The organism is Bacillus sp. L75, from assembly GCF_003676355.1.
In the GTDB taxonomy this organism is placed as follows: Bacteria; Bacillota; Bacilli; order Bacillales; family Bacillaceae; genus Bacillus; species Bacillus velezensis.
The window spans coordinates 65,473-81,667 of record NZ_ML064909.1 but is presented as its reverse complement, the minus strand read 5'-3'; the positions used below and the strand labels follow the sequence as shown (position 1 = coordinate 81,667).

Sequence of the window (16,195 nt, the reverse complement as noted above, 5' to 3'; positions counted from 1 at the left end):
TGAGAAAGAATACAACGAGGTGATGACAATGATGCAGTATAGCGGAAATACAGCGCTTGATATACAGCCGTACGGTGATTCCGCCGTTATCATCCGCTTTGGCGGGCACATCAGCGAAGAGGTCAACAGCTGGGTGCATGCGGCGGCAGCCTGTATGGAAGAACGGCCGTTTCCGGGCTTCGTTGAATGTATTCCGGCATTCACAAGCTTAACGATCTTTTATGATGTGTATGCCGTCTCAAACATAAAAAAAGGCGTCTCTCCTTTTGCCCTGGTCAAGAAAGAAGTGACAGAACGTCTCAGCCATATAATGACCGGCCGCAAAGAAGAGCGCCGGGTGATGGAAATCCCCGTTTGCTACGGCGGTGATTTCGGTCCCGATTTAGAAGAGGTCGCTGAGATGAACGATCTGACCCCGGAAGACGTCATCCGCATTCATACTGAAGGCGAATATCTCGTTTATATGCTCGGATTTGCGCCGGGATTTCCGTTTTTAGGAGGAATGTCTGAGCGGATCAGAGCGCCGAGAAAGGCGTCGCCAAGGCCGTCCATCCCGGCCGGTTCAGTAGGAATCGCGGGAATGCAGACCGGTGTGTATCCGATATCCACTCCCGGCGGCTGGCAGCTGATCGGCAGCACCCCGCTCCGTCTTTTCAGGCCGGAAGAACATCCGCCGAGTCTTTTGAGAGCGGGCGATACGGTGAAATTCGTCCGGATCACGGCAGAGGAGTACAGCCGCATCAAGGAGGGAGCCGAATGAGTATGAAAGTGGTAAAGCCCGGTCTCTTGACGACGGTTCAGGACACGGGGCGGACGGGATATCAGAAATACGGTGTGCTGGGAAGCGGCGCAATGGATACGATCTCACTGCGCATCGCCAATCTTCTTGCCGGAAATCAAGAAAAAGAGGCGGGACTGGAAATTACGCTCATGGGGCCCGGGCCTTCCTTTGAATTTTCAGAACCTGCGGTTATTGCCGTCACGGGAGCTGATTTCGCCCTTCATATTAATGGGGAGCCCGCCCCTCTATGGAAACCGGTTTTGATAAAGGAAAACAGCGTCGTCTCATTCGGGCCGTGCAAGATGGGGAGCCGCGCTTATCTCGCCGTCGCGGGGGGATTTGACGTGCCCGCCGTCATGGAAAGCAAAAGCACGTATGTCAGAGCGGGGATCGGCGGTTTTTGCGGAAGAGCGCTGCAAAAAGATGATGAGCTGCCGCTCGGCCGTATGACGCCATGTTCGGAATCAATCGCGTACCGTCTGAGCGATTCTTTCGGACAGCATGGTTTCTCAGCGCCTGATTGGTCTGTCAGCAGCAGAGGATTTCTGCCGCTGAAAAAAAATCCGGTCATACGAGTGCTTGAAGGCGCTCAATTTCACGCTTTTACAGAAGAAGCAAAATTGCGTTTTCATCAAGAGTCATATACGGTCACGCCTCAATCCGACCGAATGGGCTACCGGCTGAAGGGCGCTCCGCTTGAATTGCGGGAGCCGCTGGAGATGGTATCTGAGGCCGTGACGTTCGGAACAGTGCAGGTGCCGCCGGACGGCAATCCGATTATTCTGCTGGCTGACAGACAGACGACGGGGGGCTATCCGCGGATGGCGCATATCATATCCGCTGATCTTCCTCTCGTCGCCCAAACGATGCCGGGGGAACATATCACGTTCCGGGCCGTTTCTCTGGAGGAAGCGGAAATGCTGCTTTTAGAGAAGGAACAGCAGCTGAAGGAGCTGAAAGCAAGGCTCAAAATGGAATGGCTGATCTGACAAAGGGGCTAAAGATCATGGAAAACAAAAACAAAACCGTCATCAAATCAATGGAACTGCTTCATTTATTTCTGACTGAACCGAGCCTGAGCTTAAATGAGCTGGTTTCTCTATCGGAAATGCCGAAGACCTCGGTTCACCGGATGGCAAGCTCGCTGGAGGAAACGGGATTTCTCACCCGGGCAGCGGACGGCCGTTATCAGCTTGGTCTGATCTTTTTACAATTCGGCCAGCTCGTCTCTGAACGTCTGGACATCAGGAAAATAGCCAAACCGATTATGGAAGAGCTGTGCGGCGAAGTGGATGAGGCCGTTCAGCTGATCATGAGGGACGGAGATGAAGCCATTTACGTCGAAAAAATTGAAGGCACTCAAACCGTCCGCCTGTATACGGCAATCGGCCGCCGGTCGCCGCTGTACGCGGGAGCGTGCGCCAGAAGCATTCTATCGTTTCTGCCAAAAGAGGAGATTGACACATACATTCAGAAGACAAAGCTTGCCGCAATCGCCTCAGGCACGATGACGGATCGGGCTGAACTGCTCCACTCCATTGAAAGATCCTTACAATCAGGTTATACGATCAGCTATTCGGAATTAGAAGATTACACGGCGGCGATCGGGGCGCCGATTTTCAATCACGAAGGTAAGGTGGCTGCCGGAATCAGCATCGCCGGCTTCGAAGCCCGTTTTTCAGAGGACAGGCTGCCGTATTTAACCGAAAAGGTCAAAACCGCCGCACAGCATATTTCTGAGAAATTGGGTTATTGACCGAGCCAATTTTTCTTCACTCGCGTACATTACAATATCGATAGTAACGAGTGGAGGAAAGTAAATGGGACTTGTTTATACGGCGCTGGGGGATTCTTTGACGACGGGGAGGGGATCCGGGCCGTTTTCCGCCGGTTTTGTCCAGCGGTTCGGGCGTATGATGGCAGAAGATTTACAGACAAGAACTGACGTATCCATCTTTGCCAAATCAGGCCTTGAGACGGGAGAAATTCTCGGGCTTATGTCCTTGCCGTACATTCAGAGGCGGATTCAGGCTGCTGATATGATTACGATTACAGGCTGCGGCAACGATTTGATCGATTCGGTTCAGGCATATCAGCAAACATCGGACGCTTCGGTGTTCACCAGCGTGTCCAGTCACTGCCATGAGAACTTTGAAAAGATGATTGCCAAGATCGCTGCCTTAAAAGGGCCGCACCCGTCTCCTTATGAGATCCGCGTCTTCAATTTATACAATCCTTTCCCGGGCATCTCCATTGCAGAAAAATGGATATCCTCTTATAATGCGCACCTCAGCACACTCGCATCGGCGCCGCACGTCAAAATTGCGGACGTCCACAGCGCTTTCAAAGGAAAAATGAATGAATATCTCTCTCATGACCGCGTACACCCCAACAGCAAGGGGTACGAAGTCATGGCATGCGTCCTGCGGGGGCTCGGATACGGAAGCCTCGCCCGCTCATAACCGCGCGCTCCTTTTTATCGGGAGCGCGCTTTTCGTGCTCCTTAAAACAAACTTAAAATTGTCCGACTTTCGTTCTATCCGCGCAAAAAATACGCTAGAATAATGGGGGATAAAGACAGAAATAGAATTGTGTTCAAAAAATGATAACAGAAAGGATGGATTGCTTTGCTGCGCGCCTTAAAACTGTCACTCGCGATGCTGATTATTATACTTGCGGCCGCCGCATTTACGTATGCGGAACATACCTCTGTCATACAGCCGGTTATGCTCGTGTTTCTCGGTGCGGTCATGTTCATTCAGGGGCTGGAGGAAAAACGGAAAGAAAACGACGGTTCCGGGAAATTCAATATCTATACCGCCGTTTTTGTATGGTCGATCTCCTTAATCGGTTTTACGCTTCACGCGATTTGAGTCTGATAGATCCTGAAAATGCTCCACAACGGGAAATGGTGAATAAAAACGGTGCAGTAAGGCTTTCCATTCCTGATATTCCGGCGATCCGCGAAAGCCTTTTGTATGATCTTCCAATGTCTCCCATTCCACAAGCAGCAAATATTTATGCGTCTTTTCCATACATTTGGACAAGGAATGGGACAGATAACCTTTCATGCCCGCGATAATCGGCTCCGCCCGGCGGAATGCCTCTTCGAATTCCCCCTCAAGACCTTCTTTTACATACAGCATGGCTGCTTCTCTGATCATCTGAAATTCCCCCTTTTTTTAATAGATACATTGTATAAGAATATTGCCCGTGACGGCAGGAAAAACAAAAAAATTTTAAACAATATGAGAAAAAAATCCTTGCCAGCCTGATTTGGTTTAGGAGAAAATAACAGTTGGAAGGCAGGGGAATAGACAGTGAAAAAAGGGTTATACCTATTACTTTTACTCGCAGGAATCATAGGTTTGATCGGCTGCTCGAAAACGGAATCGGCCGAAGACAGAATGAAAGATTTCGTAAAAGACTGGAACGGCGGTCATTACGATAAGATGTACCAAAGCCTCACCCAGGATGAAAAGAAAAAACGATCCAAAAAGGATTTTGTAAAGCGATATGAAACCATTTATGAACAAGCAGGGGTCAAAAATCTGAAAGTCACTGCCGAGAAACAGGACGAAGACGACAAGAAAAAAGATGACCTCCAGCACATCGATTATAAAGTCAGCATGGATACAAAAGCAGGGAAGGTCGCTTTTGAAAACACGGCCGTCCTGAAAAAAGAAAAAACAGACGATGGAGAATCATGGAACATCGACTGGAATCCTTCTTTTATTTTCAAACAGCTTTCCGATGACAAAACCGTGCAGATCGCAAATGAAGAACCGAAGCGCGGACAAATTTACGACAAAGACGGAAAAGGTCTCGCCGTGAATACCGAGGTGCCGGAAATCGGCATTATCCCTGGAAAACTCGGCAAGGATAAAGACAGCGTGATCAAAAAACTGTCTGAAAAACTGGACCTTTCTGAAGACGATATCAAAAGCAAACTGAACCAGGGCTGGGTAAAAGACGACTCCTATGTCCCGCTTCAAAAAATCAGACCGGATGATGAAAGCAAGGTCAAAAGCCTGCTCGCATTAGACGGCGTGACGAAAACGAAAGTCAGCTCCCGCTACTATCCGTACGGCGAAAAAGCGGCCCATCTGACCGGTTATATTAAAACCATCACAGCGGAGCAGCTGAAAAAAGCGAAAGACGGCCAATACAGCGATACTTCCAAAATCGGCATCGCCGGCCTTGAGAATGTATATGAAGACAAGCTGCGCGGCACGACCGGCTGGAAAATTTACGTCCCGCAAACAGGTGAGGTCATTGCTGAAAAGAAAGCCGAAAGCGGGCAGGATATTCATGTAACGATTGACATGAAAACGCAGACGAAGCTGTATGATTCTATGAAAGATGACAGCGGAGCGGCAGTCGCCCTCGAACCGCAAACGGGAGAGACACTCGCGCTCGTCAGCGCACCGTCTTATGACCCGAATGGCTTTCTTTTCGGCTGGAGCGGAAAAGAGTGGAAAAAGCTGAATGAAGATAAAAACAATCCGTTTTCAGCGAAATTCAACAAACTTTATGCGCCGGGATCAACGATTAAACCGATTGCCGCGGCAGTCGGCCTGACAAACGGCACATTGAAAGCGTCAGAAAAGAAAAAAATCACCGGAAAAGAGTGGCAGAAAGATTCGAGCTGGGGCGGTTACCATGTCACACGCGTATCAGAGCGCCTGAATGAAGTGGATCTCGAAAACGCGCTGATCACATCAGACAACATCTACTTTGCGCAAAATGCCATAGATGCCGGAGCGGACGCGTTTACAAAAGGATTAAAAACATTTGGCTTTGATGAAGAGATTCCGTACCAATTTCCGATTGAAAAGTCTTCAATCGCTAACGGCAAGCTTGATTCCGAGATCCTTCTCGGAGATACGGGCTACGGCCAGGGGCAGATGCTGATGTCTCCGCTGCACTTAGCGGCTGACTATACCGCATTTGTAACAGACGGAAATCTCGTCAAACCGACATTGATCAAAGACGGAGAAAAAACACCGCAAATCTGGCATAAGCAAGTGGTATCGAAAGCCAATGCCGAAGAAATCACAAAAGGGCTGAGAGGCGTCGTTGAAGATCCGCGCGGCTCTGCATATCAGCCGGCCGTAAGCGGCATTACCGTAGCCGGGAAAACCGGTACAGCCGAGCTGAAAACGTCTAAAGAAGATAAAGACGGCAAAGAAAACGGCTGGTTTGTCGGTTACGATTATAAAAAGAAAGACCTCTTGATCGCGATGATGATTCAAGACGTCAAAAAACGCGGCGGAAGCCATTACGTCGTTGAAAAAGCGAAAAAGCAGTTTCAGAATCATTAAATGACGATTTTTGCGGGCTGAAAGGAAAATCGGCCGCCGAAGCAGAATGAAACAGCATGGGCAATTCCTGAAAACAGAGATACAAGAGGCTCTAAGAAAAAGGGGGATCTCACATGCAGCGCATTCAATTGGCTGAAGACCTGGAATTTTCAAGAGTGATACACGGGCTTTGGCGTCTGAACGAATGGAATGTTTCAGACGGAGAGCTGCTGAATTTGATTGAATGGTGTATCAGCCAAGGCATCACCACCTTCGACCATGCCGATATATACGGCGGTTATACGTGTGAAAAGCTCTTCGGCGGCGCTTTGTCCCTTTCGCCTTCAATAAGGGAGCGAATCGAAATCGTCACAAAATGCGGGATTGTCATTGAATCACCGGAACGGCCCGGAAACAAGTCGCATCATTATAATACGTCGAAGTCTCACATTTTAGCGTCGGCGGAGGAGTCGCTCTTGAATCTGAATACGGATTATCTGGATGTGCTGCTCATTCACAGACCGGACCCGCTTATGGACCCGGAGGCGGTGGCTGAAGCGTTTCATGCGCTGAAAAGCTCGGGAAAGGTCAGATATTTCGGGGTGTCGAACTTTAAAGCGCACCAGTACAGAATGCTCGAATCCTATTTGGATGATCCGCTCATCACAAACCAAATTGAAATCTCGGCGTACGAGCTGGAAAATATTCATGACGGCACGCTGGATTTCTGTCAGGAAAAACGCATTCCGCCGATGGCGTGGTCACCGCTTGCGGGCGGGAGCGTCTTTACCGGACAATCAGATAAGGACGTCCGTATCCGTGCCGCGCTTCGTTCCGTACAGGAAGAAATCGGCGCCGCTTCCATTGACGAAGTCATGTACGCATGGCTGTTCACCCACCCGGCAGACATCATGCCGATTGTCGGCAGCGGAAAAGAGAACCGCATTTCCGCCGCGGTGCGTGCATCCGCGTACAAACTCAGCCATGATCAGTGGTTCCGGATTTATACCGGTGTCCAAGGCTGCGATATTCCATAAACAGAACAAACGCCCGGAAGCTATCTTCCGGGCGTTTGTTTATGTGGTGTGCAATGTCTAAAAACAAGTAAGGTCACTTTGAAGTATAGCCGTGCGGATCAAGAGTAACAAGCGTCATGGCATATTATCTGACACATTTTTCTTTTTCAATACTGTCACACGGCCCAGTGCCAAATTGCCATTTGAAAATGGTTGAATAATCATTGAAAGCGTTTTATATTATAGCTTACACCACTTTCCCCGGCAGCACTCCCCATATGCCATACTTCTCACAACTAGAAAATCTGGAGGCGCGTTTCATGTATATGACAGCGAGAGAACAAAAATTAATGAAACATCTATTACTGCAGAACCGGTACGAGACAGTGCATGAACTGGCGGAAGCTTTACAAGTCAGCACAAGAACCGTTCACCGCGAGTTGAAAACAATCAAACCGATGATGGAATCATTCGGTCTGGCACTTGATAAACAGCCTGGCAAAGGACTGAAAGCGGTAGGAAACCCGGAGGACAAACAAAAACTCCTGTCAGACCTGTCCTATGAACAGCATGAATACAGCGCTGAGGAGCGGAAACTTTTAATTCTATGTTCACTATTAGAGTCTCAAGAGCCGATCAAGCTCTACAGTCTGGCGAACGAACTGCAAGTAACAAACGCGACGATCAGCTATGACCTGGATGAGCTGGAGACTTGGATTGCGCCCTTCGGCTTGACGCTGATCCGAAAAAGGGGCTTCGGCATTCAGCTGACGGGGCCGGAAAATGCGAAACGGAAAATCGTCGGCAATCTCATCGTCAACCGCCTTGATATTCAAAGCTTTTTGGAAGCGGTTGAATTGAATATTAAAGGAAAACCGAACGATGCTGAAAAAATGTTCGGCGTCGTAAATAAAGCGGAACTTTTGAAAATGGACCGGCTCTTAATTCAGCTCAAGGAAAAAATCGCGATCGCCTTATCTGACAGCTCATACATGGCGCTTGCGGTTCATTTAACCTTTGCGATGGACCGGATCAGGCTCGGAGAAACCATCACGATGGAGGCTTCGGAACTAAAAGCGCTGCAGCAGACGAAGGAGTACGGCTCTGCGCTGGAAATGGCAAAAGAGCTTGAAAAAGCGTTCGGCGTTTCAATTCCGGAAGCTGAGATCGGATATATCACCATTCATTTGCGGAGCGCCAACCGCAAATACAAAACGGAATTCAAACCGGAAGACATAGAGGTTGAAACGGCCTTGCAAACGAAGCAGCTGATCGGCTTCATTTCTGAAAAAATTAAAATTGATCTGACGGAAAACGGTTCTTTATACGACGGTTTAATCGCCCATCTAGAGCCTGCGATCAACCGGGTAAAAGAAAATATCGACATGTACAACCCGATGACCGAGCAAATTAAACGCGACTACTTTCTGCTGTACATGGCCGTAGAAGAAGGAATGGAAAAATTCTTTCCGGGGCTTCTTTTCTCTGATAATGAGATCGCTTTCATCGTTCTTCACTTCGGCTCCGCTTTGGAAATCAAACGGGAAGAAGCGAAGATCAAAGCGCTGATCGTCTGTTCAAGCGGCATCGGGTCGTCCAAAATGCTCGCATCCAGGCTGAAAAAAGAGCTTCCGGAAATCCGTTCCTTTGATATGTCTTCCCTCATCGAACTGAAGGATCGAGACATCACCGCGTATGACATGATCGTATCCACCGTTCCGATCCCGTATGAAAACATTGATTACGTCATGGTCAGTCCGCTTTTAAACGAAGAAGACGCTGATCAGGTCAAGCAGTACATCAAAAGAAAAATTCCGCTGATTCTTGACAAAAAAAGAAACGGTAAAAGAGAAGAGAAGCAGCCGGAGACGCCTGATATGCTGGAAGCGGCCGGCCGTATGGCGCATTACGCGGCGGTTATCCAAAGCGTGCTGCGGAACTTTTCGGTCAAATCCATTGATTCAAACACGGCGTATGAACTGTTTTTGAACCGTATGTTTGACATGCTGGAGCAAGAAGGATTGGTTCATAATGCCCAAAAAACCGCACAGCGCCTTGCTGAGCGTGAACGACAGGGCGGACTCGGCATTCCGGGAACGGCGATGGCCCTGTACCATCTCAAAAATGAAGAAATTGTCACGCCTTTTTTCAAAATTTATGATTTGACAGCTCCATGCAGTGTCAAAGGCATGGACGGAAATTCCCTGACCGTCGACCGCGCTTTGGTGATGATGGCGCCGGCTGATATGCCCGCTGAAGGGTCGGAAATACTAAGTGCGGTCAGCTCGGCCATCATCGAGTCCGAAGACAGTATAAAAGCCTTCCAGACTGAGGATGAGGCCGATTTATACAAACGTTTAAACAAGCTGTTTTATCATTTCATTCAGGAGAAAGGACAGCGGTAAACAGGAAGCGCACACCTCATGTGGGGTGTGTTTTTTTGTGCATGTATGAGGGTAAGGGGAAGGGAAGAAACTAAAAACACGGGACTATTGTATCATTCACTGATGGAATAGTTCTAAAACAAAATAGTTTTACAAGTTATATTTTTTGGTTTAAAATGGGTTGCGTGAGAAAGAAAATCTGACAGAGTTTTTTTGTGATTTATCATTATGGGAGATGAAAATATGGAGACATTACAGCATCTGATTCTGCATGACATTTCAAATAGCGAAGAGATTGAAGCTGTAAAAAGCGGTGCGCATACCCTGACCTACGCTGAATATCGAAAACGAATCAACCAGCTTGCACAAGCGCTTCTTGATAAAGGAATAAAAAAAGGCGACAGAGTGGCGATGCTTTGCAAAAACGGCCACGCGGCATCCATTGTCATGTTTGCGGCACTCGAAATCGGCGCGGTAGTTGTGCCGGTCAGCTGGCAATTAACACCTTACGAAATGAAAGGCATTTTAGCAGCCTGTGAACCGAAAGCTGTTTTTTACAGCACTGAATTTAAAGAGATTATGGAAGAAGTGCTTCCTGCGCTGGTATCTTCTCTTAAACTGAAGGTCGAGACCGGAACAGCTGCGGAGACAACGCCTCAGTTTGACGCTTTATTGACAGGCTCCGGTGAGACACCGGATGTCGAAACGGTGTCTGAAAACGATACGGCATTGCTGATGTTTACCTCAGGTACAACCGGCAATCCGAAACGCTGCATGATCACTCACGGCGGCATATACAACTACGTCAACGCGACATTGGCATACACGGGGAGAATGCAGCATGTCCGCTTCTTAGCATGCCATCCGAATTACCATACGAGCGCGATTATCTGCCAGATGGTCGGCACGATGAGCGGAACGACATTCATTATGACAGACAATCAGGACCCTGTGGAAAACCTGAAGCTCATCGAAAAAGAAAAAATTCAAACCATCATGGCGCTGCCAGTCTATTTCACATACCTGCTGAAAGCATGGGAAACGCACCAGACTGACATGTCTTCTATCGTTTATATGATGACGGGAGGCACAAAGGTGCCAAGCAGCCTGATCCAGCAGTATCTCGACATCGGTATTCCGCTCATGCACGGATACGGAAGCACGGAAGCGTGGGGCATCAGCTCTTGGAATCCGCAAATGGGAATGGATAAAGCCGCTTCCGCGGGTAAACCGATGGAAGAAGTGGATGTCCGCGTTGTAGATCCGGAAACAGGTGAAGTCCTTCCGCAAGGCTCAATCGGAGAAGTCGTTGTGACAAGTCCGTTTTTATTCAAAGGCTACGAAGGTAACGAAGAAGCGACACGAAAAGTGCTGAAAGACGGCTGGTTCCATACCGGCGATTCCGGATATGTGGATGAAGACGGATTTATCTTTATCACCGGACGTTATAAAGATGTCATCATCTACGGCGGCGACAATATTTATCCCGACCAGATTGAAGAGGTCATTCAGCAAGTGCCGGGCATTCTCGAAACGGCGGTTGTCGGTATCCCTGATCCGCTTTACGGTGAAAAGCCGAAAGCGTTCATCGTGACAAACGGCAGAGAAGACCTGACAGAAGAAGAAGTGACCCGATTCCTTCAAGAACGTCTTGCCGCCTTTAAAATTCCGGAAATTGAGTTCGTCAGCGAACTTCCGAAAAACAACCTTGGAAAAGTGAGAAAAGACGTGCTCCGCAAACAAGCGGTACGTTCATAATTGAAAACAAAAACCCGGCTGCCAGCCGGGTTTTTTTCTTGCGTTCCATGTGAAACATTTTTCTCCGAAAACGTTTTGAACTGTCTCAATCATGTTTATCCGGAGAACTGCCGAGGTAGACAAGAAATATGAGATCGAACAAGAAGGAGGAACTTGACATGGAAAACTATCCGAAGGAATTCCCAGCGGAATCACAAAACCGCCAGCCGGGCATTGAGAACGAAATGAATCCGACGCCTGTTTATGAATACAAAGAATATAAAGGCGCTGATAAATTAAAAGGGAAAACCGCACTTATCACAGGGGGCGACAGCGGTATCGGACGCGCCGTAGCGGTTGCTTACGCGAAGGAAGGCGCAAATGTCGCGATCGTCTATTTTGATGAACACGGTGATGCGGAAGATACAAAAAAACGAGTGGAAGAAGAAGGCGTAAAATGTCTGTTAATCCCCGGCGATGTCGGTGAGGAAGACTTTTGCAATGAAGCGGTTGAAAAAACGGTTGAAGAATTCGGGCGTCTTGATATTCTCGTGAATAACGCCGCGGAACAGCATCCGAAAGAAAGCATTAAAGACATCACAAGCGAGCAGCTTCACAGAACTTTTAAAACAAACTTTTACTCACAATTTTATTTGACTAAAAAAGCGATTGATTACATGAAGCCGGGCAGCGCGATCATCAATACGACATCCATTAATCCTTACACAGGCAATCCGCAGCTGATTGACTACACGGCTACGAAAGGCGCGATTAACGGTTTTACGAGATCCATGGCGCAAGCGCTCGTCAACGACGGTATCCGTGTCAACGCCGTGGCGCCGGGGCCGATCTGGACACCGCTTATTCCGGCGACATTCTCAGAAGAAACAGTCGCTTCCTTCGGTCAGACTACGCCGATGGGCCGGGCAGGCCAGCCTGTTGAACATGTCGGCTGCTATGTTCTCTTGGCCTCAGACGAATCATCTTATATGACTGGACAGACGCTGCATGTCAACGGCGGCAAATTTGTAACCACATAAGGGGGCTGAAGCATGACGATATCGAAACATGATGTGAATGCATACTATCAAAAAGCGGGAATCGTTCTGACTGATAATGAAGTCGAAGACATTCAAATCATGGATTACGGCTTAGGCAAGCTTGAGGAAACCGGGCTTCAGCTGTTTATTTACGTGAATACCGACCGCTACTGTTCGAAAGAATTGGTGCTCTTCCCGCGGCAGACGTGTCCGGAACACCGCCATCCGCCGGTCGGCGGCGAGAAGGGAAAACAAGAGACATTCCGCTGCCGCTGGGGGAAGGTGTATCTCTACGTGGAAGGCGAAAAGACAGAGAACCCAAGCGTCCTCCCGCCGGAAGAAGACAAGGAATACTACACCGTCTGGCATGAGATTGTGCTTGAGCCGGGCGGACAATACACCATTCCGCCGGATACGAAGCATTGGTTTCAAGCGGGAGAAGAAGGGGCGGTCGTCACGGAAATGTCATCGACAAGCACGGATGATCACGATGTTTTCACCGACCCGCGCATTTAAGGATGAGGCTGCACGCCTCATCTTTTTTTGTATGGAAAAAAATGAATTTACCTGTATAATGGCTAATAAAGGAAAGAAGGTGTGATCGTGTTTTCCTGTCAAATCCGGGAACATCTGACGATCAGATTGCTTGCCAAAGAAGATACGGACGAATTGTATTCTGTTATGAAGCGAAATCAAAACCATCTCAGCGAATGGCTCAGCTGGGCGGAAGAACTGGCTGATATCGATACGTACCGCGATGTGATCATCCCCGAATGGCGCTATAAATACGCGGAAGAGAATGGGTTTGACGCCGGAATTTTTGTGAAGGGCCGGTTTTGCGGCATGATCAGCATCCATAATGTCGATCCAGCCAATCAAAAAGCAGAGATCGGCTACTGGCTGGATCGAGAGCATGAAGGATTCGGCATTATCACCGCAAGCTGCCGGGCGGTCATCACCCATGCATTTCAGGATCTCGGGCTGAACCGCATTATGATCAGCGCGGCTGAAAAAAACACGAAAAGCAGGGCGGTGGCGGAGCGGCTCGGGTTTCAGAAAGAAGGACTGACGAGAGAAGGCATTTTCGTACAGGGCGCCTATCATGACACGGTGAACTACAGCATGCTGAAGCGGGAATGGAGCGAAGATCGGCAGAAGAGCACATTTCTTGGTTTAAATGTCTCCCCAATGTGGAAAAGTAAAAGCGGAGACGTTAAAAAGGAGTGATTCTTCATGAATCAAAATGAAATCAAAGAAAAAGTGCTTGAAGTACTGGATCATCATAAAGTCGGTTCGCTTGCGACGGTAGAGCAAGGCAAACCGCATTCACGCTACATGACATTTTTCCATGACGGCTTAACGATTTACACGCCGACGAGCAAAGACACTCATAAAGCGGAAGAAATTGAAAACAATCCGAATGTTCATATTCTGTTAGGGTATGACTGTGAAGGATTCGGAGACGCTTATGTGGAAGTGGCCGGAACCGCCAAACTGAACAACTCAGCCGATTTAAAAGAAAAGCTGTGGGATCCGAAACTGGAACGCTGGTTTGACGGAAAAGACGATCCGAACCTGGTGATTCTTGAAATTGAACCGAAGCAGATCAAGCTCATGAACGCGGGTGAAAAAACGCCGGCCGAGCTGGAACTTTAATAAATCATTTGATTATTCAGGGGCAATCTGTTATACTTAATTGCTAAGTGACAACATGCAAATAAAAAAGAAAGTAAACTTCTTTTTTCTGTTTTGATATAGAAGCTTCAGGCTTCAACGGACAGCTTGAAAAAAAGCTGAGCTTATTCTTTTCCTTCTGACATTCGCCCCTAACGAAGAGATGGAAAAAAGACTTTTTGTTTTACAATTCACACCGGCGCGGCTTCGGAGCCGCAGTGACGATTGAGAGGTAGGGCTTTCGTTGTCTTGTGTTCAAGAACTTCCATGGTGTTTACTTTCGAAGAATGATTCTGTCGGAACTGTTAATACGAATCACCCGCGGGCTAAGGCGGGCAACCATATATTATTTATTTGCGTAAGAAAAGAATAAGACAAAACCGCGCCGGACATCCGGGCGGTTTTTTTATGTAAACGGCCGAAACCTCGCCGCAGTCTGCAGAGTCTAATCAGTAGAAAAGATTTGGAGGAATCATACATTGCACGTTATTACTTCACAAGTACTGTTTATCTTCTGTTTTCTGTTGCTGATACATTCGATTGAAACGCTTGCCTATGCAACACGGCTTTCCGGCGCGAGAGTCGGTTTTATCGCGTCCGCGCTGTCATTATTTAATGTCATGGTCATCGTGTCTCGCATGTCAAACATGGTTCAGCAGCCGTTTACCGGACATCTGATTGATGCCGCCGGATCAAACGCCCTGTCTCTTGTGGGCGCCCAGTTTCGATTTTTAATATTCGGCTCCACGGTCGGAACGATGCTCGGCATCTGTCTTTTGCCGACATTCGTCGCGTTATTCTCCAGGGCGATTATACACTTGGCGGACGGAGGAGGCTCCGTCATGCAGGTATTTAAAAAAGGATTTTCACTGAACGGGCTGAAGCATGCGCGTTCTTATATCAGACTGCCGTCAGTCTCCTATTTAAAAGGGCTTCAATTCCGAATGATTCCGAAACGCTTGTTTGTCATTAATATGGTCATTACGTCTATTTACACGATCGGCGTTCTGTCCGCTCTGTACGCCGGCCTTCTGGCGCCTGAGCACAGCACGACCGCCGTGATGGCATCAGGCTTAATCAACGGAGTTGCGACTATGCTGCTGGCTGTGTTTGTTGACCCGAAAGTATCCGTACTGGCAGACGATGTGGCGAAGGGCAAGCGCAGCTACGTCTCCTTAAAATGGACATCATTGACGATGGTCACATCAAGGGTGGCGGGCACGCTTCTCGCCCAGCTCGTATTCATCCCCGGCGCTTATTATATCGCCTGGGTGACGAAATGGATGTAACGCATGAAAAAAGCTCCTCTGCAGAAGAGGAGCTTTTTTATTGATAATTTCTCAGGCCGCGATCATAAATAAAATTACCGAACGGAATAAAGGCCGCGATAAAACCGGCGGCTGACCATTTCACATGCCATTTGACAGTAAACGCCGCATACGCCAGCACCGCCAGATAAATGATAAACAAACCGCCGTGAATGGAACCGGCAATGGTGACGGCGAGCGGATGATGAGCCCAATACTTCAGCGGCATCGCGATAAACAGCAGCACCAAAAGCGACATTCCTTCAATAAACCCCATCGTGCGAAGTCTGCCGATCGGCGTGTGTAACATACAGCTCCCTCCTGTCGGACATCTTTTTTCCTCTATACTATAAGCAAAGGGCAGTCCTAATATGACCATTTCGCGTCTGTTCCTGAAAAAACCTTCATGATTTCAGCCTGTTGTTCTTGTCATTTTTCGGATTTCTCTTGATAATATAGCCAAAAGGGTAAGGAAGGACTACAGTCATGAAACTAGATAATGTTGATCTGAGCATCATTAAAGAGCTGCAGCGGGACAGCCGCCTGTCCATGCGGGAACTGGGCAGAAAAATCAAATTGTCAGCTCCGTCCGTCACAGAGCGTGTCAGACAGCTTGAATCCTTCGGCGTCATTAAGCGCTATACATTGGACATTGATCAAAAAAAGATCGGGCTTCCTGTTTCCTGCATTGTCGAAGCGACGGTGAAAAACGGAAAATACGATCAATTTAAAACCTACATTCAATCCATTCCCAACATTGAATTTTGTTTTCGGGTCGCCGGGGCGGCGTGTTATATGCTGAAGATGAACGCGGACAGCCTGGAAACGATCGAACACTTCATCAACCGCACCTCTCCGTATGCCCAAACCGTGACCCATGTCATTTTCTCAGAAATTGACACAAAAAACGTCCTCGATTAGAGAGAGCGTGAGGAAGTCTGTTATAATAACAG

At 48.2% G+C, this 16,195-nt stretch carries 17 protein-coding genes; 15 read left to right on the top strand and 2 right to left on the bottom strand.

Annotation, left to right across the window (positions count from 1 at the left end; genetic code table 11):
* Positions 1 to 28: 28 nt before the first annotated feature.
* The 5 genes from pxpB (at position 29) to D5S11_RS14645 (ending at position 3,654) form a co-directional block, all read left to right on the top strand.
* Positions 29 to 760 (top strand): 5-oxoprolinase subunit PxpB, encoded by a 732-nt coding sequence (gene pxpB, locus D5S11_RS14665; RefSeq protein ID WP_032866921.1) that lies wholly within the window; start codon positions 29 to 31, stop codon positions 758 to 760.
* A gap of 2 nt (positions 761 to 762) precedes the next feature.
* Positions 763 to 1,770, top strand: a complete 1,008-nt coding sequence (locus tag D5S11_RS14660) for a 5-oxoprolinase subunit C family protein (protein ID WP_108725307.1) — start codon at positions 763 to 765, stop codon at positions 1,768 to 1,770.
* A 17-nt stretch (positions 1,771 to 1,787) separates the two neighbouring features.
* The gene (locus D5S11_RS14655) at positions 1,788 to 2,537 is read left to right on the top strand and encodes an IclR family transcriptional regulator (protein ID WP_076425692.1); all 750 of its coding nucleotides are present in this window, start codon (positions 1,788 to 1,790) and stop codon (positions 2,535 to 2,537) included.
* A 64-nt stretch (positions 2,538 to 2,601) separates the two neighbouring features.
* Positions 2,602 to 3,243, top strand: a complete 642-nt coding sequence (gene lipC, locus D5S11_RS14650) for a spore germination lipase LipC (RefSeq protein WP_007609458.1) — start codon at positions 2,602 to 2,604, stop codon at positions 3,241 to 3,243.
* 195 nt (positions 3,244 to 3,438) lie between these two features.
* On the top strand, positions 3,439 to 3,654 hold the full coding sequence (locus tag D5S11_RS14645) for a YczI family protein (protein WP_369719110.1): 216 nt from the start codon (positions 3,439 to 3,441) through the stop codon (positions 3,652 to 3,654).
* On the opposite strand, the gene D5S11_RS14640 is transcribed toward D5S11_RS14645, so the two are convergent.
* Positions 3,625 to 3,945: an antibiotic biosynthesis monooxygenase family protein gene (locus D5S11_RS14640; protein WP_108725163.1), complete on the bottom strand. Its 321-nt coding sequence runs from the start codon at positions 3,943 to 3,945 to the stop codon at positions 3,625 to 3,627. The two genes, D5S11_RS14645 and D5S11_RS14640, sit on opposite strands and share 30 nt — an antisense overlap.
* 156 nt (positions 3,946 to 4,101) lie before the next feature.
* On the opposite strand from D5S11_RS14640, the gene D5S11_RS14635 reads away from it, so the two are divergent.
* From D5S11_RS14635 to D5S11_RS14595, 9 genes are all read left to right on the top strand, one after another.
* On the top strand, positions 4,102 to 6,105 hold the full coding sequence (locus D5S11_RS14635) for a penicillin-binding transpeptidase domain-containing protein (RefSeq protein ID WP_108725162.1): 2,004 nt from the start codon (positions 4,102 to 4,104) through the stop codon (positions 6,103 to 6,105).
* Positions 6,106 to 6,218: 113 nt separating this feature from the next.
* On the top strand, positions 6,219 to 7,121 hold the full coding sequence (locus D5S11_RS14630; RefSeq protein ID WP_100001214.1) for an aldo/keto reductase: 903 nt from the start codon (positions 6,219 to 6,221) through the stop codon (positions 7,119 to 7,121).
* A gap of 299 nt (positions 7,122 to 7,420) precedes the next feature.
* The gene (locus D5S11_RS14625) at positions 7,421 to 9,505 is read left to right on the top strand and encodes a BglG family transcription antiterminator (RefSeq protein WP_108725161.1); all 2,085 of its coding nucleotides are present in this window, start codon (positions 7,421 to 7,423) and stop codon (positions 9,503 to 9,505) included.
* Positions 9,506 to 9,727: 222 nt separating this feature from the next.
* Positions 9,728 to 11,242, top strand: a complete 1,515-nt coding sequence (locus D5S11_RS14620) for a class I adenylate-forming enzyme family protein (protein ID WP_032870788.1) — start codon at positions 9,728 to 9,730, stop codon at positions 11,240 to 11,242.
* Positions 11,243 to 11,400: 158 nt separating this feature from the next.
* Positions 11,401 to 12,261 (top strand): SDR family oxidoreductase, encoded by an 861-nt coding sequence (locus D5S11_RS14615; protein ID WP_032866911.1) that lies wholly within the window; start codon positions 11,401 to 11,403, stop codon positions 12,259 to 12,261.
* A gap of 12 nt (positions 12,262 to 12,273) precedes the next feature.
* Positions 12,274 to 12,777 (top strand): D-lyxose/D-mannose family sugar isomerase, encoded by a 504-nt coding sequence (locus tag D5S11_RS14610; RefSeq protein WP_039062631.1) that lies wholly within the window; start codon positions 12,274 to 12,276, stop codon positions 12,775 to 12,777.
* An 87-nt stretch (positions 12,778 to 12,864) separates the two neighbouring features.
* A complete protein-coding gene (locus D5S11_RS14605; protein ID WP_007410309.1) occupies positions 12,865 to 13,488 on the top strand; it encodes a GNAT family N-acetyltransferase in 624 nt (207 codons plus the stop codon).
* Positions 13,489 to 13,494: 6 nt separating this feature from the next.
* A complete protein-coding gene (locus D5S11_RS14600) occupies positions 13,495 to 13,917 on the top strand; it encodes a pyridoxamine 5'-phosphate oxidase family protein (RefSeq protein WP_003156270.1) in 423 nt (140 codons plus the stop codon).
* A 497-nt stretch (positions 13,918 to 14,414) separates the two neighbouring features.
* Positions 14,415 to 15,224 (top strand): lipid II flippase Amj, encoded by an 810-nt coding sequence (locus D5S11_RS14595; protein WP_012116831.1) that lies wholly within the window; start codon positions 14,415 to 14,417, stop codon positions 15,222 to 15,224.
* Positions 15,225 to 15,261: 37 nt separating this feature from the next.
* Here D5S11_RS14595 and D5S11_RS14590 read toward each other — a convergent pair whose 3' ends face one another.
* Positions 15,262 to 15,552, bottom strand: a complete 291-nt coding sequence (locus D5S11_RS14590; protein WP_003156265.1) for a DUF3817 domain-containing protein — start codon at positions 15,550 to 15,552, stop codon at positions 15,262 to 15,264.
* A gap of 176 nt (positions 15,553 to 15,728) precedes the next feature.
* On the opposite strand from D5S11_RS14590, the gene lrpC reads away from it, so the two are divergent.
* Positions 15,729 to 16,163, top strand: coding sequence for a transcriptional regulator LrpC (lrpC, locus tag D5S11_RS14585; protein ID WP_007410180.1), 435 nt, complete (start codon positions 15,729 to 15,731; stop codon positions 16,161 to 16,163).
* The last annotated feature ends 32 nt before the right edge of the window (positions 16,164 to 16,195 follow it).

Bases quoted from the DNA above. Each gene is read 5' to 3' on its own strand.
- pxpB (WP_032866921.1), top strand. From the start codon at position 29: ATGATGCAGTATAGCGGAAATACAGCGCTTGATATACAGCCGTACGGT.
- D5S11_RS14660 (WP_108725307.1), top strand. From the start codon at position 763: ATGAAAGTGGTAAAGCCCGGTCTCTTGACGACGGTTCAGGACACGGGG.
- D5S11_RS14655 (WP_076425692.1), top strand. From the start codon at position 1,788: ATGGAAAACAAAAACAAAACCGTCATCAAATCAATGGAACTGCTTCAT.
- lipC (WP_007609458.1), top strand. From the start codon at position 2,602: ATGGGACTTGTTTATACGGCGCTGGGGGATTCTTTGACGACGGGGAGG.
- D5S11_RS14645 (WP_369719110.1), top strand. From the start codon at position 3,439: ATGCTGATTATTATACTTGCGGCCGCCGCATTTACGTATGCGGAACAT.
- D5S11_RS14640 (WP_108725163.1), bottom strand. From the start codon at position 3,945: ATGATCAGAGAAGCAGCCATGCTGTATGTAAAAGAAGGTCTTGAGGGG.
- D5S11_RS14630 (WP_100001214.1), top strand. From the start codon at position 6,219: ATGCAGCGCATTCAATTGGCTGAAGACCTGGAATTTTCAAGAGTGATA.
- D5S11_RS14625 (WP_108725161.1), top strand. From the start codon at position 7,421: ATGTATATGACAGCGAGAGAACAAAAATTAATGAAACATCTATTACTG.
- D5S11_RS14620 (WP_032870788.1), top strand. From the start codon at position 9,728: ATGGAGACATTACAGCATCTGATTCTGCATGACATTTCAAATAGCGAA.
- D5S11_RS14615 (WP_032866911.1), top strand. From the start codon at position 11,401: ATGGAAAACTATCCGAAGGAATTCCCAGCGGAATCACAAAACCGCCAG.
- D5S11_RS14610 (WP_039062631.1), top strand. From the start codon at position 12,274: ATGACGATATCGAAACATGATGTGAATGCATACTATCAAAAAGCGGGA.
- D5S11_RS14600 (WP_003156270.1), top strand. From the start codon at position 13,495: ATGAATCAAAATGAAATCAAAGAAAAAGTGCTTGAAGTACTGGATCAT.
- D5S11_RS14590 (WP_003156265.1), bottom strand. From the start codon at position 15,552: ATGTTACACACGCCGATCGGCAGACTTCGCACGATGGGGTTTATTGAA.
- lrpC (WP_007410180.1), top strand. From the start codon at position 15,729: ATGAAACTAGATAATGTTGATCTGAGCATCATTAAAGAGCTGCAGCGG.